Genomic DNA, 15,487 nt, shown 5'->3' on the forward strand with positions numbered 1-15,487 from the left:
TGGCGGGGGTCCGGAAAAAGGTAACCTCGGTAACTGGATGCTCCGAAAATCGCAGAAAGCCTTACCAGACAAGGGATTCCAGCTTTCTGGCTGAAGGTAATATCGGGGTAATCTTGAGGTAATTGGTTACCCTTTCCAAGAGTAACCTTCCCCTTGAAAAATTATCAATAAAATCAATCACTTATGAAAATATTACCTTTTGGATTACCCCAAATTACCTTTGGGAGATAACCAGACATCGCCTTATAAATCAGATACTTAGCACCGTCTTTCCGAGGCGATTACCAAGATTACCTTTTTCCGGACGTGCCCCCATACCTTGAGTCTGCGTTCCGCGATAAGCTGTGCCCAACACAACACTTCTCGCGACGAATGAGCACTCCGTCGATCTTCGCTTTCGACTCCCATGCAGTCCGGATTCTCACTGGCGCCGATACCCAGCCTTGGTTTGTGGGAGAGGACGTTTGCATTGCTCTCGGCTATGCAGACCCGGTCAACGCCATGAAGCAGCACTGCCGCGGGGTGGTGAAACACCACCCCATCCCCGACAGCCTCGGCCGGATTCAAGCGGCCCGCGTGCTGTCCGAACCTGACATGCTGCGATTGATCGTCAGTAGCAACTTGCCAGCGGCCGAGCGCTTCGAGCGCTGGGTGCTTGACGACGTGCTGCCGGCGGTCCGCAAGGCAGGCACTCTCCATGCGGGCGCGACGGTGCCTCAGCAACTTGCCGCCCACCGGCTGCGGTTAAGGCTACTGGATAAGCTGGAGGTGGAGCGGCACCCAGAAAAACGCCAAGCCATCCATGACCAGTTGCAGCACGCCTCCACCCTACTTCAACTACCCACGCCGGCAATCGATGCGATTGGCAGCGAAGCCCCGCCAGTGCCCGCTGCCGTTCCCGCTCTTCTCGCTGCCCTCGAATCGCTGCGCACTCTACAGATAGCGTTTAATCACGCCCACGACCCACGCCTACTAGCGCTAAACCTCCCACACCTGGTCCGCTTGTGCGACGAGCATCGCGTGTCGCTGCCGTCGCGGTCCGAACTGCACCGCGCCCTGCCCACCAGCATTGCCCCGCGCTACGTTGACCAACGCGTGGTTCGCAGCGCCATCACCGGCCGCTTGGTGAAGTGCTGGGTGCTGTCCGTTTGAGCCTGCATAGCCTTAGCCGCGTAAATTCGCATAGAAATTTCCCCCTTCGGACTGCCCGCCACGCCTGCTGGCGGGCGGCTTCCCCGGGTTCATGCAGTTGCAGAAAAACCACTCGATGAAGCGGGCCGGCGAGGCGGGGTCTCAACCGCGCGCCAAGCGGAATAGTCATCCGCACCCCATGATTTTTCACATTATGGAATTTATTGCAGGCTGCTAGGCGGACCGGCAGATGACTCAGGCCTGGGGCTAGCCGTCAGCCGAGCGAGACAACAAGAGCCGCGCATGAAGACACTGCAGAAGCTCTGTGGCCGTCGATGCACCAGTCCTGTCCTCTAGATCTCACTTGCGAACTCCCTCAATTGGCATGTTCGGACAGCAACCAGTAAAGCGACTCCTCCGCGATACCAGGCTGGCGTAGAATCCCGCTAGTTGGCATATCTCAACCTGTTTGGAAAACACATGGATCCGTTTGCCCCTTCCGAGCGCTCTATTTGGCAAAAGATGAGCGTGGAGCGCGACACCACTCTTACCGACGATCAAATTAGTGAGAAGTATGACCGTAAGGCCGAGCGTATAGTTACGGAGACCAATCGCGAGAAGCTCCCGAATTTTTATGATTCTCTACGTCGCCCTGGATACATGGACGCACGTCCGTTCTATCAACGCCGAGACAGATGGGATCAAATCCGCCAGTCGCGTCTAATCGAGTCATTGCTTATTAATATCCCCATTCCTCCGCTATTCGTATACGAGATTTCCCCAAACAGTTATGAGGTCATGGACGGGCAACAACGACTTACCGCGATAAAATCGTTCTATTCTAATGAGTTAACACTAAAAGGGGTGGAGCGGTGGCCGGAGCTTAATGGAAAGACCTATGCAACCCTACCGGAGAAAATACGTGCTGGCATCGATCGCCGCACGATTTCATGGATAACGGTACTATATGAATCAACCACATCGGAAGAAGAAGCTTTTCTCCTAAAACAACTGGTATTTGAACGCTTGAATACCGGCGGCGTGAAACTTGGGGCTCAAGAGATTCGCAACGCATTATATGCCGGTCCATTTAACAAACTTCTGATCGAACTAGCCAAAAACCCTCTACACAGAGCGGCGTGGAAGTTGCCAGAATATTCCTCGAGCGAGGAAGGCCGCGTGCCAAAGTATCTCGAGAAAAATATGTTTTATCGCGAGATGGAAGATGTTGAGGTGATTCTCAGATTCTTTGCTCTTCGACACGCACAGCACTATCAGAGAGGCATGAAGTCATTCCTAGATCTCTATATGATCAAGGCACGCGAATTTTCGAGCGAGGATCTTAATTTTTTGAATGACCTTTATCTAGGCACCCTTGCCGTCGCTCGAGAAATTTTCGGCGACCATCTCTTTGCGCCATATGACCCAAAGCGAATGAAGTGGGGAGCCAAGCCCCAAAAATCATATGCAGATGCGGTAATGGTCGCGCTGTGCCAGTATATTCCGGATGGAAAATCCCTAATTTTACACGCCGAGGAAATTCTGGAGGAGGTAAAACGGAGTTTTATTGGTGACTCTGAGGGCGTGATGACCGGTCGCGGCAACACAAAATCCGACATTCTAAGAAGAATATCAATTATGTCGGATATTTATAAAAAATATAGCCCCATCACTGAATGAACTCCCTCTTTGTTAGGCTATCTCGCCTGAATAAGGATATAGATGCAATTAAATCCTTCATTCGACTTGGCGAGTGGGCGAGAACACATAATTTATCCTTATTGGACGACCCCAGAACTGGTGAAGAACGGAACCTCTACTCGAGGCAGTTCGACTACTCCGCCACCATTTCTCGCCTGTACTTTACCTATGAAAGCTTTATCTACTTTTGCATACGCGAGTGGGTAGTTTTCGCATTGGATAATGCGAGCATATTGACAGATTTCTCGGCCGAAAAATTCTTCGATGATTATGCGAATGGGTGTGGGCAACTGCTTCAACGAACTGACGAGCAGCGCTTTTCAAACCTAACAAAAAAAAGCATCACTGAAAGCCTTTACGGAGTCCAAAAGAAGGACAAATCTGTTACGTTGATCATTGAGGCACTGACCGTCGACTTGCCAAACTTGAGGGCTAATACACTTCAATCGCTTAGTCAGCGAGCACAGTTAATTGATTTAAATAAGTGGTGCGCAAGTTGCCGCGAGCTTGGCGACGCATGCTCTTACTTTATTGGAAACTCCTTGATAGAAAATGCGCTGACGGACTTTGTGGAGCGACGAAATGCTATCTCCCATGGGCGCTTCGAGGATGATGAAATCTATGCCACCAATATACTTCTGCGACTTTGTGAATTTATAGAAATGCTCTGCCGTACTTTCGCAGAATTTGTTTCGTACAATATCATCATGAGGGGACGCCAAGCCGTTGTACTTGGATCAATTGTACAAAAATATAATGCCAACTCCTCCTATCTAGTAAAAGCGAATGCAGAGATGTTTGACATCGGCCGAGAAGTATTTCTATGCCGAAAGAGCGTTGGTCGCTGTTACCCATCGAAAATCACAGATCTTCGACTGGAAGATGCACCAATGCTTGGTATAACCACAAACGCTGGTGATCTCGTGGGGATGCAACTGTCCACACCGGCAACGAAAGGTACAGAGATTGTGCGGATTTTGGAAGTTGCGTAACTAGAGGTGGGCGCCGGGTAGTTAGATGGATCGAGGCACCGACAGGTGGCGGCAAGTATACGACCCATAATCAAGACAACCGGACTTCCAGAGTATTCCCATCCTTGATGCCCGGTTAATCCCCTAATGGGAAGAAGGCCCACGCATTCCTCGAGAGGTTCCTAATGCTCATTGCCTCGCGCTTACGCGGTATCACTTGCACTAACTAGTTAGCGTATAGGAACCGAACCGCACCACCTCGGCCCCGAGCCAGTCGTTCAATTCCGTTAGCCGATCCTGCAATGGCTTCACCTCGTTACGAGCGAAGACGTCCGCCGCCTTCGCGGCATCTCCGAAGCCGCCGGTGTTGTGCGGAATGATCCCCATGAGTTGCGGCGGCACACGATGCGCTGACAACTGATCATCCCGCGTGATGTTCTTCACATTCCAGAATTCATCCTTGGCCGCCACCTCCGACACCGGCAACAGCTGGATACCGTCCTTCTTCCCATTGGGCGCGTACATAAACAGATTCCGGAAATTGCCCGGCCCCTTGCTGTCCTTGAGCGCCTGGCGCAGCGCATCGACGTCTTCCTGTTTCTGCGCAGCATCCGTCATGTACAGGATGAAGCCAGCGTGGCTCCCGTTCTTGTAATAGCGGCGCCGGAACAGCGTGGCCGATTCGTTGAGCCAGGTCGCATTGAGCGCAGAGAGATATTCGGGCAGGCCATACACCTCCTGGTTGATGTCCGGCTCGAGCAAGTGGAAGACGCTGCCCGGCTTGAACTCGTGCGGCTGTTGCCAGTTTTGCACCCACCAGTAGCTGGCCAGATCAATGCCGCGGCGCATGTACTTCGCCAGCGCGGGCTCCAGGCTGACCGGGCGACCAAGCACGTTGTCGCGCCGCTCGAGGTACGCGTTGCCGAAGATGAGGAAGTCCAGCACCCAGCGCGCGAACGCCGAGCGTGACAGCAGCTTGTGTGGCACGAAGGTGGACACCAGGATGTTGCGCTTCACATAGATCGGCGAGCTGTGATGCACGGCCGCGCGGAAGGACCGCGCGAGACCGTCCCACGACATGGGTGGCTCGTACCATTGCCCCATGCGCTGGCACTCCACGTAATCCAGCAGCTCGCGCCGGTCGAGCACAGCGATGGGATCGCCAAAGCTGAACGCCTCCGCGGAGGCGGCGGGCGCAGCATGCGCCTCGGCGGTGTTCGTTGCGCGTGCGCCGCGCGGCGGCTTTCTTCGACTCATGACAGCTCCATAATGCTGGAATTGGTGGTGGTGACGCCTTCGATGGGTTCGTGCGAAAGCGCATGCATGCAGGCCCACGCGAGATCCGCGTGGCTGGTTTCCTCCGAGCGGCCGGCCTGGTAGGTGACCCGGCCGCCGGCGGCAGTGGTGGTCTTCTTGATGGACATGAAGGACGCCGCGAAGTCGGTCCAGCCGGCGTCGTATTCGAGCCGGCCTTTGCTGATGACGTCGTGCGCCTTGAGCACCAGTCCGGTCTTCACGTCGACGGAATAGGTGAAGCCCTTGGCGGCGGGGTGGAACTTCGTCACCAATTGGAAGACGGCGTCGCCAATGCCCGTCCGATCAACGCCGATGAACTCCACGTTGTAGCGCTCCGTCACGCGCTTGATGGCGCCGGCCTGCTCTTCGTAGTCGATGCCGCGGAACTGGTGCTTCTCCAAGACGCGGAACTTGCCACCGGGTACTAGCGGCGGTGCCACCACCACCAGCGCGGCACTATCGCCGCCGCCCCCGTTGGGGTCATAGCCGACCCACACCCGGCGGTTGCCAAATGGCCGCGGCGACCAGTGGCGGAAGTCCTCCCAGACCACCCAGCTGTCCACCATGCCGCGCATCATCATCGAGAGCGGGAACACCGATTCGTGGTCATCCACGAACATGCACATCAGCAGGTTCTCGAACTCCAAGGCGCTGTATTCGAGCCGCAGCTGGTCGATGTTGAACAGGTTGCAACCGCCTCGCGCTGCGTCTTCCACGTTCACAATCTGGCGCCACTGGCCGTCGGCGCAGCGCTTGCCTTCCCGCAGGTTGGCGTGGCTGATGTCGATCTTGACCTGCTCTGCCTTCGGGCGCCCACGATTGAAGAGCGCACCGGACCAGAAGGCGTGGCCCTCGTGCGCCAGGCTGGATGGCACCGAGAAATAGGTCTGCCGCCAATTCGCATGGATGGCCATGCCGGACGCCACTTTTCGCAACTCCTGGAAGCGTGGAATCCAGAAGTACTCGTCCAGGTACAGGTTGCCGTGGTAGCTCTGTGCAGTGCGCGAGTTGGTGCCGAGGAAATAGAGCGTCGCGCCGTTGGGCAGCACGATGGGATCGCCCTTCAGCTCCACGCCGGCGGCGTCCTTGGCGAACTGGATGATGTAGTGCTTGAAGACGTGGGCCTGCGCCTTGCTGGCCGACAGGAAGATCTGATTGCGCCCGGTCGTGAGCGCATCCATGAACGCCTCGCGTGCGAAGTACCAGGTGGCGCCGATCTGCCGGCTCTTCAGGATGTTGCGGATGCGCTCGGTCAGCCCCGCTTCATACCAGACCTTCTGGTAGTCGAACAGCGAGTCCATGAACGCGTCGGCCAGTTGCTCCTGCTGCTCTTCGCTGACGGCATTGCGCTCAGGGGCCTTACGCGGCCCCTTGTTGCGGTTCGCCACCTTCGGATTCAGGTCCACTTCGTTGCCGGTCGATTCATACCGACGCACGCGCGCCATGCGCTCCATCTGCCGTGTGAGAAGGTCAATCTCTTTGAAGTCCTTCCCTTCCTTCTTGTCCTTGCCCACCAGCATTGCCAGCCGCGCCTCAATGCAGGTGCTCACGCGCTCCACCGGGTCCGCAGCGTCCCAGGCATCGCGGCGCTTCCAGCTATAGACCGTCGCTGCAGTCACACCCATCAGCTCCGCGATACGCACGACGCGGTAGCCCTGCCAGTAGAGCGCCCGCGCACGCCGGCGCGGATCGATGTTGGGATCAACGAGGGGTTGTTCGGCAGCTTTTGTATCCATGCCGCCACGCTACCTGCCGCGCGCGCGCGTGCCACGCCGCGCTTGTTGTGGCATCCGCGCGCACAACACCAATGCGTTGCCCGCGCGTGGCGGTGCGCTGAAGATGCCCACATACGCCTAACGACAACCACCGAGGACATCATGGCCGGCAAGACAAAATTTTTCCGCATCGCCACCGAAGGCGCCACCAGCGATGGCCGCACCATTGATCGCGACATGCTGGTGCAGATGGCCGCCAGCTACGACCCAAAGACCTATGGCGCGCGCGTGAATCTCGAGCACATCCGCGGCTATGACCCGAGCGGCCCGTTCAAGGCATACGGAGACGTGCTGGCGCTGAAGACCGAGGAAGAGAACGGCAAACTCGGCCTGTATGCGCAGATCGACCCGACCTCGGAACTGGTGGCCTTCAACAAGGCCCGCCAGAAGATCTATTGCTCCATGGAGGTCCGGCCCGACTTCGCCGACACCGGCGAAGCCTACCTGGTCGGCCTGGCCGTCACCGACAACCCCGCGAGCCTCGGCTGCGAAATGCTGCAATTCAGCGCGAAGGCGAAACAGAATCCGCTCGCCGAGCGCAAGCAGGATCCGGACAACCTGTTCTCGGAAGCGGTGGAAGTCTCCATTGAAATCGAGCCGGAACAGAGCGGCACCGTGAAGCCGGGCTTCGCCGCCAACATCAAAAAGCTGTTTGCCAGGCAGAAGGAAACGGACGCCGGGAACGACGCACGCTTCGCCGAGGTGGAGGGTGCCATCCAGACCGTCGCCGAGCAGCTCCAAAGCGTTGGCGACCAATTCGCCAAGTCCCTGGACGGCATCAGTCAGCAGCTCGCCGACCTCAAATCCACGCAGGACAAGGGCAAGGAGGAGTTCTCCGCCCTGAAGGGCTCGCTGGAAAAAACCGAGAACTTCTCGCGCCGCTCTGCCGCCACCGGCGGTGGTGGCACCGACATCATCAAGACCGACTGCTGACCCGGCTGCCGGACAGCGAACACCCAACCCGTACATCCCCCGGAGCCAACAGAATGCGCAACAATACCCGCCGTCTCTATACGGCCTATGAAGCAGCCATTGCCGAACTGAACAGCGTCGACCGTGTCGACCGCAAGTTCAACGTGATCCCCAGCGTTCAGCAGAAGCTGGAGACCAAGGTGCAGGAATCGAGCGAATTCCTCTCGAAGATCAACTTCTACGGCGTCACCGAGCAGGAAGGCGAAAAAATCGGCCTGGGCGTTTCAGGTCCGGTGGCCAGCACCACGGACACCACCAAGAAGGAACGCCAGACAGCCGATATTTCCACGCTGGACGATCGCGGGTACCGCTGCGAGCAGACGAACTCGGACACGCATATCACGTACCAGAAGCTGGATGCCTGGGCCAAGTTTGCCGACTTCCAGACCCGCATCCGCGACGCCATCATCCGGCGCCAGGCGTTGGACCGGATGGTAATCGGCTTCCACGGTGTTGCGCGCGCGGCCACCTCGGATCGCGTGGCCAACCCGATGTTGCAGGACGTCAACAAGGGCTGGCTGCAGAACCTGCGAGAACAGGCCCCCGAGCGGGTCATGAAAGAAGACGAGAAGAACGCTGACAGGATTGTCATCGGGGGTAAAGATCCCCAATACGTGAACCTCGACGCGCTGGTCTTCGACCTTGTCAACAACCTGATGGCGCCCTGGTACGCCGAAGACCCGGAACTGGTCGTGATCTGCGGCCGGCAGCTTCTTGCGGACAAGTACTTCCCGCTGGTGAACAAGGACCGCGACCCGACCCAGACACTGGCCGCCGACATCATCATCAGCCAGAAGCGCATCGGCAACCTGCCCGCTGTGCGCGTGCCCTATTTCCCATCCAATGGCTTGCTGGTCACCCGCCTGGACAACCTGTCCATCTACTACCAGGAGGGCGCTCGCCGACGCACCATTCTGGACAATGCAAAGCGCGACCGCATCGAGAACTATGAGTCGAGCAACGACGCGTATGTGATCGAAGATCTGGCCTGCGCGGCCATGGCCGAGAACATCGAGCTTGCAAAGGAGCAGGAATGACCAGCCCAGCTCGCCGGCATTTTCTGCGCGTGACGGCTGCGCAGATGAACGCTGCGACCGAAGCCGCCAACCCGCTGCGCCACGCCACCGGCCACGAACTCATGCTTGCGCAGCTGGCGGACCACAAGCGCCGGCTCAAGCTGGTGCAGTCCATCGAGCGCAAGGCCGACCTCAAGCGCGAGCTGCTGCCCGACTACGCGGCCTGGGTGGAGGGCGTGCTTGAAGCTGACAACGGCGTTCAGGACGAGGTATTCATGACCGTCATGGTGTGGCACATCGACGTCGGCGACTTCGCCGGCGCCCTGCCCCTGGCGCAGTACGCCATCCGCCACGCGCTGGCCATGCCCGACCAGTACCAGCGCACCACCGCGTGCCTGATCGCTGAGGAATACGCCACGATGGGCCTGAAGGCGGCGGAAGCCGGCCAGCCGGTCGACGTCGACACACTGGTGGCCGTGATCAATCTCACCGACGACCAGGACATGCCGGACGAGGTGCGCGCCAAGCTGTACAAGGCCGTCGCCTACGCCCAACTGGGCCTGATCGAAACGACGCCGGCGCACCAGGTGCAGTCGCAGCGCACCTTCGCCCTGATCGCCCTGAAGCGCGCCCTGGGGCTGCACGACAAGGTGGGCGTGAAGAAGGACATCGAAAAGCTCGAGCGCGAGCTGAAGAACGCGGCCCCGGCCGGCTCCCAGGAGGGAGACGGCAAGGGCTGACCCCGAGCGTGACCCCGCGCACCAGGCGGCACGGGGCGCGCCTTCCGGCACGCCGCAATGCGTACCCAACCCGGTCGCCCCGTCCACCGCCTCCTAACCGCTACGGAACCATGCCACGACCAGCTCCCCACACGCCACCGCCACTTGGACACGGCCGCCAACCGCCGAGAAAGGAACCATGTCTTCATTCATCGCCACAGCGCCCGCCAAGACCGGCCAGAACCTGATTCGCAACGACGGCTTCTTTCCGGACATCGACATTGACCAGGTCATCGCAGCCACGCGCCTGGACGGCACCGTAACCGCCGAGCGCCTGCGCGGCGCGCTGGTGGAGTCCGCGCTATCGGTCAATGAAGAGCTGGCCACCTGGAAGGCGGCGCAGCTGGCCGCCGGCCACGACAGCCTCGATGCGGTGCCAGCACCACGGATCGACAACACCTCGGCCAACGTGCACCGCTACCAGCGCGCCGTCTTCTGTGGTGCCCGGGCGGCGCTGATCGAGCGATACCGCGACTACGACGCCACCGCGGCCGGCGACAAAGCCGCGGAAGCGCTGATGCAGGCCGTTGAGGATCTGCGCAGGGATAAGCGCTGGGCCATCTGCGACGTGCTGGGCATCTCGCGCAGCACCATTGAGCTGATCTGATGCGCACGCGGGCCATGCAAGGCGAAACCCTCGATGCGATCTGCCAGCGCATCTACGGGCGCACGGCCGGCGTGACTGAGGCCGTGATGGAAGCCAACCCGGGCTTGGCAGACCTCGGCGCGGTGCTACCGCACGGCACCGAGATTGAAATGCCCGACACCCCGCCACAGCCCGCCGTTCAGCGCGTGCAGCTGTGGGACTGACCTTGAGGACAACGCCATGGCTGAACCAATCGCCACCAGTAGTGCCGCCGCCGTTGCGGTGACCGCTGCCGGTGCCATCACCCTCCTACCCGGTGTCGACGCTGCCACCGTGCTGGGGGCCTTCGCGGGCGCCGCTGTGTTCGCCCTCAACTCCGACGAGCTATCCATGCGCAAGAAGCTGGCCTTTCTGGTGCTGTCGGTCGTGGCCGGGTGCCTGTCGGCGCCGTTGACCGCCGCCCTCATTGCCAAGGTGCTACCGACCGAGGCCGGGGTGGGCCATGGCGTGGGCGCCCTGGTCGCCTCCGCAGTGATGGTCAAGCTGCTGCTCGCGCTGATCCGCTTCGCCGACAACTCGGACAAGGTGATTGGCCTGCTCCGAGGCAACAAGCAGGAGGAAACCAAATGAAGCTGCTCTTCTTCGCCCAGGCGCTCCTGTGCGCCCTGATCGCACTCCGGCTGCTCTTCTTCCGGCGCGACGGTGCCTCGCACCGCCCCTGGGCCGCCCGGCTGGCCTACCTCCTGATCGTGCTGGCCGGTACCGCCGTCATCGGGGTGCTGTTCGCGCGCTACGAATGGGCATTGCTCGCGCAAGTCGGGCTCACCCTCGTCCTTTGCGTGGCCGTCTTTGCGGTGCGCGGCAACGTGGTGGAGCTGTTTCGCATGGGGGCCAACGAAGGCTCCTGGCTCCTTCGCTTCCTTCGGAGATCTGGACATGACAATCCTGCGGCGCGGTGACCACGGCGCCGATGTGCGCGAACTGCAGCGGCTCTTGCGCGTGCGCGGAGCCAGCCTGCCATTGACGGCACATTTCGGCGTGGAAACGGATGCTGCGGTGCGCGACGCGCAGCGCCGCTATGGACTGGTGGTAGATGGCCTGGCCGGTCCAAAGACGATCCTTGCCCTGCAGGTGAACGGGCGCCAGCCTGGGCACCTGACCGCGGCAGACCTGGCGCAGGCGGCACGTACGCTCGCGGTGCCGCTCGCCGCGGTGCGAGCCGTCAACGAGGTGGAGAGCCGTGGTTCCGGCTTTCTCGCGGACGGCCGGCCGGTTATCCTGTTCGAGCGGCACATCATGTATCGCCAACTGCGCGCTGCCGGACATAATGCGGACGCCCTCGCCCGCCAGTACCCGAACCTGGTCAACCCCACGCGCGGCGGCTACGTCGGTGGTGCCGGCGAGCATATGCGCCTTGCGCGCGCCATGGAGATTGAACCGGCTTGCGCGCTTGCATCGGCCAGCTGGGGCCTATTCCAGATCATGGGCTTCCACTGGAAGCTCCTGGGCTACGCCAGCGCGCAGGACTTTGTGGATGCGATGCGCACTGGCGAAGCGGCGCAGCTCGATGCCTTCGTGCGCTTTATCCTTGCCGACCCGGCCCTGCACAAAGCCCTCAAGGCGCAGAAGTGGTCCGTCTTCGCCAGCCTGTATAACGGCCCCGCCTACAAAGACAACCTGTACGACGTGAAGCTGGCCCGCGCCTTTGCGCGCTACGAGGCAGAAGCGGAGGTGACCGCATGACCGAGCTGCAGGCGCTGCTGCGCTGGCAAGGCGTGACCATCCTGGGGGATGCCGCGCCATGATGAAGCCCAACAGCCTGCGTCAGGCGCTGACCGAGGCGGTGGCAGACCTGGCCCGCAACCCGGAGAAGCTGCACATCTTCGTGGACGAAGGGCGGATCGTGGCCACCGGCACGAAGACGCTGTCTTTCGAGTACCAGTACACGCTGACCCTGATCGTGACCGACTATGGCGACAGCGCCGACAGCCTGATGGTGCCCATCTTGGCTTGGCTTCGCGTCAATCAGTCAGAGCTGTTCTTCAATCCGGACCGGCGCGCAGACGGCTTCAAGTTCGAGGCCGACATCCTGAACCACAACACCGTCGACATTTCCGTCAAGCTCGCGCTGACCGAGCGTGTCACAGTGCGCGTGGCCGGCGGCGGCTACCAGGTCGATCACCAGCCCGAGCCTGTCAACGAGCACGACGATCCGTCGACCTGGCGGCCGGCGCCGTGAGCGACTTCCGCGAACTGGAGGCTTGGGCCGGTGCTTTCCTGGCCAAGCTGGAGGCCCCGGCCCGCCGCGCGCTGACTCGCGCCGTGGCGGGCGAGATGCGCCGGCGCCAGGCCCGCCGCATCGCCGAGCAACGCAACCCCGATGGCTCGGCCTTTGAGCCGCGCAAGCCCCAACTGCGCTTGCGCCCTGGGCGCGTGCGCCGCGCCATGTTCGCGCGGTTACGCACCACAAGCTTCCTCAAGACCGAGTCCAACCTCAACGCCGCGGTGGTGACTTTCGCCAGTCGGGCCCAGCGCATCGCGGCCGTCCACCAGTTCGGCCTTCGTGATCGCGTCAACAACGCCGGGCTCGAGGCGCAGTACCCCGCGCGTCAACTACTCGGCTTTGACGACGCCGACGTCTCCAGAATCACGGACCTGGTCATCACGCACCTGGCAGGCTGACCTGCGCGCTTGTTGTCGCGCGCGCCGGCACAACAGCCAGCGCGTGACCGCTCCGCGCGCGCACGGCAACCTGTTGGCATGGATACCGCCGAACTCGCCCGCCTGATCGAAAACCTGCTGCGCCTGGGCGTTGTCACCGACGTGCAGCCCGGCAAGCCGCCGCGTGTGCGCGTGCAGACTGGCGGCATTACCACGACCTGGCTGCCGTGGGCCGAGCGGCGCGCCGGCAGAACCCGCACCTGGAACCCACCGACCAAAGGCGAGCAGGTGCTGCTGCTCTGTCCAAGTGGCGACATTGCCAACGGCATCGTGCTGACCGGCATTCCCTCCGACACCATCGACGTGCCAAGCCACAGCTCCGACGAGACCGTCACGCTGTACCCGGACGGCGCGCAGACCATCTATGACCACGCGTCGGGCAAGCTGTCCGTGACCGGCGTCAAGACCGTGCTGGTGGAGGCTGCGGAGGAAGTTCTGTTCAAGTGCCCCCACTCCATTTTCGAGGGCAAGCTCACGGTGAAGCAGCTGCTCACCTATGGCAACGGCATTTCCGGTACCGCCGGCGACAACGGCAACAGCATCTCCGGCGACTTCACGCACAAGGACGGCAAGCTGTCTTCCAACGGCGTCGTGCTGGATGACCACGACCACGGCGCGGTAAAGCGCGGTGACGATTGGACGGAGGGCACGAGGTGAGCTACACCGGCATGAACAACACGACTGGACAGGCGCTATCGGATCTTGCGCACATCTGGCAATCGTTTCGAGACATCGTTACCACACCCATCGGGTCGCGGCTTATGCGACGCGACTACGGCTCGCTGGTGCCGATGCTGATCGACCAACCCTTGAACGGCGTCACACGCTTGCGCGTTATGTCGGCCGCCGTCACCGCGTTGGTGCGCTGGGAGCCGCGGGTGCGCGTGTCCGCCGTGGCCCTCGACGTGGGTACAGATGGCTCGTTGGCGGCCATCATTGATGCTGACCGCGTCGACGGCCCGCGCCGCGAGTCCCTGGGCACATTGACGGTGCCGTTGCGCGAGGGCAGCGCATGAGCGGCATCATCGACCTGTCTCAACTCCCTGCGCCTGAGATTGTCGAAACGGTCGACTTCGAGGCGATATTTTCCGAACGGAAGGCGTACTACCTGTCACTCTTCCCTGCGGATGAACGGCCTGCCGTGGCCGCTACCCTTGCCCTGGAATCCGAGCCTGTCGTCAAGCTGCTGCAGGAGAACGCGTACCGGGAAATGGTATGGCGCCAGCGAGTGAACGATGCCGCGCGCGCCGTGATGCTGGCATTCGCAAAGGGCACCGACCTGGAGCAGATCGCCGCGAACTACAACGTAAAGCGGCTCACCATCAAGAAGGCGGACAACACCACGGTGCCGCCGACAGCGGCGGTGATGGAGAGTGATGAGGCCTTGCTGGAGCGCACACAGATGGCCTTCGAAGGGCTGTCCGTTGCTGGCCCGCGCGAGGCCTACAAGTTCCACGCCCGCTCGGCAGACGGCCGTGTGGCCGACGCGAGCGCCATCAGCCCGGTGCCATGCGAGGCGGTGGTAACGATCCTGACCACGTCCGAAGACGGCTCCGCAGAGGACGACCTGCTGCCCATAGTCGAAGCCGCACTAAGTGACGAAGACATCCGTCCAGTAGGCGACCGCCTGACAGTGCAGCTCGCAAGAATGGTGCCGTATCGCATCCGTGCCACGCTCTATCTGTATCCCGGGCCGGAAGCCGAGCCGATCCTGGCGGAAGCGGCCAAACGAGCCGCCGCCTACAGCAAGGCCAGGCGCCGCCTCGGCCGCGACATCAATCGGTCCGCCATCACCGCCGCCCTGCACGTCGTCGGCGTGGAGAAGGTGGCCCTACATGAGCCGGCCGAGGATATCCCCTTGGACGAAACCCAAGCGGGCCGCTGCCTGGGCACTGAGATCGTCAACGGAGGCACGCGTGAGTAGCGCCCCCTTGCTGCCCCCGAACGCAACGCCACTTGAGCGCAGCGCGGCGCAGGCCAGCGCACGCATCGAGCGGGTGCCGGTTCCTTTACGCGCGCTGTGGAGCCCTGCGAACTGCCCGCCGGCGTTGCTGCCCTTCCTCGCCTGGGCATTCTCTGTTGACCGCTGGGATCCGGGCTGGCCGCTGGCCACCAAACGTGCTGTGACTGCATCGGCCTATTACCTGCATCGCAAGAAGGGGACCATTGGCGCGTTGCGCCGCGTGGTGGAGCCGCTGGGCTTCCTGATTCGCGTGATCGAATGGTGGCAGACCGTGCCGGCCGGGCCTCGCGGCACATTCCAGCTGGATGTCGGCGTGTTGGACGCCGGCATCACCGAAGAGATGTATCTCGAGCTGGAGCGCCTGATTGATGACGCCAAGCCGCTGACGCGGCATCTGCGTGGTCTCGCCATCAGCCTGGAGACGAGCGGCCGCGTCGTCATTGGCAGCGCCACGTACCTGGGCGACGAAATGACCATCTACCCCTACACCCCTACCGAAATCGTCGTGGGCGGTGCCACCCGCGCCGGCGGGGCCGTCCACACCATCGACACCATGACTGTGCACCCCTGATAACG

At 61.2% G+C, this 15,487-nt stretch carries 19 protein-coding genes; 17 read left to right on the forward strand and 2 right to left on the reverse strand.

Going from position 1 to position 15,487, the window contains the following annotated elements:
• The first annotated feature begins 372 nt into the window (after window positions 1-372).
• The 3 genes from AC1DS6_RS22980 (at window position 373) to AC1DS6_RS22990 (ending at window position 3,824) form a co-directional block, all read left to right on the forward strand.
• Complete coding sequence (locus tag AC1DS6_RS22980; RefSeq protein ID WP_441634904.1) at window positions 373-1,152, forward strand: BRO-N domain-containing protein; 780 nt, start codon at window positions 373-375, stop codon at window positions 1,150-1,152.
• 459 nt (window positions 1,153-1,611) lie between these two features.
• Window positions 1,612-2,811, forward strand: coding sequence for a GmrSD restriction endonuclease domain-containing protein (locus AC1DS6_RS22985; RefSeq protein WP_477103197.1), 1,200 nt, complete (start codon window positions 1,612-1,614; stop codon window positions 2,809-2,811).
• Window positions 2,808-3,824, forward strand: coding sequence for an MAE_28990/MAE_18760 family HEPN-like nuclease (locus tag AC1DS6_RS22990; RefSeq protein ID WP_477103198.1), 1,017 nt, complete (start codon window positions 2,808-2,810; stop codon window positions 3,822-3,824). The genes AC1DS6_RS22985 and AC1DS6_RS22990 overlap by 4 nt, the downstream gene beginning before the upstream one ends.
• A 201-nt stretch (window positions 3,825-4,025) precedes the next feature.
• Here AC1DS6_RS22990 and AC1DS6_RS22995 read toward each other — a convergent pair whose 3' ends face one another.
• The gene (locus AC1DS6_RS22995; protein ID WP_441633699.1) at window positions 4,026-5,060 is read right to left on the reverse strand and encodes a phage portal protein; all 1,035 of its coding nucleotides are present in this window, start codon (window positions 5,058-5,060) and stop codon (window positions 4,026-4,028) included.
• Entirely contained in the window at window positions 5,057-6,835 is a 1,779-nt protein-coding gene (locus AC1DS6_RS23000) for a terminase ATPase subunit family protein (RefSeq protein WP_441633697.1), read from the reverse strand. The genes AC1DS6_RS22995 and AC1DS6_RS23000 overlap by 4 nt, the downstream gene beginning before the upstream one ends.
• 141 nt (window positions 6,836-6,976) lie before the next feature.
• Here AC1DS6_RS23000 and AC1DS6_RS23005 point away from each other — a divergent pair, with 141 nt between their 5' ends.
• The 14 genes from AC1DS6_RS23005 to AC1DS6_RS23070 all read left to right on the forward strand — a co-directional run bounded on the left by AC1DS6_RS23005 (window position 6,977) and on the right by AC1DS6_RS23070 (window position 15,482).
• Window positions 6,977-7,807, forward strand: coding sequence for a GPO family capsid scaffolding protein (locus tag AC1DS6_RS23005; protein ID WP_441633695.1), 831 nt, complete (start codon window positions 6,977-6,979; stop codon window positions 7,805-7,807).
• A 53-nt stretch (window positions 7,808-7,860) separates the two neighbouring features.
• Window positions 7,861-8,883, forward strand: coding sequence for a phage major capsid protein, P2 family (locus AC1DS6_RS23010; RefSeq protein ID WP_441633693.1), 1,023 nt, complete (start codon window positions 7,861-7,863; stop codon window positions 8,881-8,883).
• Complete coding sequence (locus tag AC1DS6_RS23015; RefSeq protein ID WP_441633691.1) at window positions 8,880-9,602, forward strand: phage terminase small subunit; 723 nt, start codon at window positions 8,880-8,882, stop codon at window positions 9,600-9,602. The genes AC1DS6_RS23010 and AC1DS6_RS23015 overlap by 4 nt, the downstream gene beginning before the upstream one ends.
• Window positions 9,603-9,780: 178 nt before the next feature.
• Window positions 9,781-10,248: a head completion/stabilization protein gene (locus tag AC1DS6_RS23020; RefSeq protein ID WP_477103199.1), complete on the forward strand. Its 468-nt coding sequence runs from the start codon at window positions 9,781-9,783 to the stop codon at window positions 10,246-10,248.
• Complete coding sequence (locus tag AC1DS6_RS23025) at window positions 10,248-10,451, forward strand: tail protein X (protein WP_441633688.1); 204 nt, start codon at window positions 10,248-10,250, stop codon at window positions 10,449-10,451. The genes AC1DS6_RS23020 and AC1DS6_RS23025 overlap by 1 nt, the downstream gene beginning before the upstream one ends.
• A 16-nt stretch (window positions 10,452-10,467) precedes the next feature.
• Window positions 10,468-10,857, forward strand: a complete 390-nt coding sequence (locus AC1DS6_RS23030) for a putative holin (protein WP_441633686.1) — start codon at window positions 10,468-10,470, stop codon at window positions 10,855-10,857.
• Window positions 10,858-10,859: 2 nt separating this feature from the next.
• Window positions 10,860-11,186: a phage holin family protein gene (locus AC1DS6_RS23035; protein ID WP_441633708.1), complete on the forward strand. Its 327-nt coding sequence runs from the start codon at window positions 10,860-10,862 to the stop codon at window positions 11,184-11,186.
• Window positions 11,164-11,970 (forward strand): N-acetylmuramidase domain-containing protein, encoded by an 807-nt coding sequence (locus tag AC1DS6_RS23040; protein ID WP_441633684.1) that lies wholly within the window; start codon window positions 11,164-11,166, stop codon window positions 11,968-11,970. The genes AC1DS6_RS23035 and AC1DS6_RS23040 overlap by 23 nt, the downstream gene beginning before the upstream one ends.
• 58 nt (window positions 11,971-12,028) lie before the next feature.
• Complete coding sequence (locus AC1DS6_RS23045; RefSeq protein WP_441633682.1) at window positions 12,029-12,466, forward strand: phage tail protein; 438 nt, start codon at window positions 12,029-12,031, stop codon at window positions 12,464-12,466.
• Window positions 12,463-12,909: a phage virion morphogenesis protein gene (locus AC1DS6_RS23050; protein ID WP_441633680.1), complete on the forward strand. Its 447-nt coding sequence runs from the start codon at window positions 12,463-12,465 to the stop codon at window positions 12,907-12,909. The genes AC1DS6_RS23045 and AC1DS6_RS23050 overlap by 4 nt, the downstream gene beginning before the upstream one ends.
• Window positions 12,910-12,987: 78 nt before the next feature.
• The gene (locus AC1DS6_RS23055; protein WP_441633678.1) at window positions 12,988-13,605 is read left to right on the forward strand and encodes a phage baseplate assembly protein V; all 618 of its coding nucleotides are present in this window, start codon (window positions 12,988-12,990) and stop codon (window positions 13,603-13,605) included.
• Entirely contained in the window at window positions 13,602-13,964 is a 363-nt protein-coding gene (locus AC1DS6_RS23060; protein WP_441633676.1) for a GPW/gp25 family protein, read from the forward strand. The genes AC1DS6_RS23055 and AC1DS6_RS23060 overlap by 4 nt, the downstream gene beginning before the upstream one ends.
• Complete coding sequence (locus AC1DS6_RS23065; protein WP_441633674.1) at window positions 13,961-14,872, forward strand: baseplate assembly protein; 912 nt, start codon at window positions 13,961-13,963, stop codon at window positions 14,870-14,872. Before AC1DS6_RS23060 ends, AC1DS6_RS23065 begins: the two co-directional genes overlap by 4 nt.
• The gene (locus AC1DS6_RS23070) at window positions 14,865-15,482 is read left to right on the forward strand and encodes a phage tail protein I (protein ID WP_441633672.1); all 618 of its coding nucleotides are present in this window, start codon (window positions 14,865-14,867) and stop codon (window positions 15,480-15,482) included. The genes AC1DS6_RS23065 and AC1DS6_RS23070 overlap by 8 nt, the downstream gene beginning before the upstream one ends.
• Window positions 15,483-15,487 lie beyond the last annotated feature (5 nt).

The organism is Cupriavidus sp. 05L310, assembly GCF_056398185.1.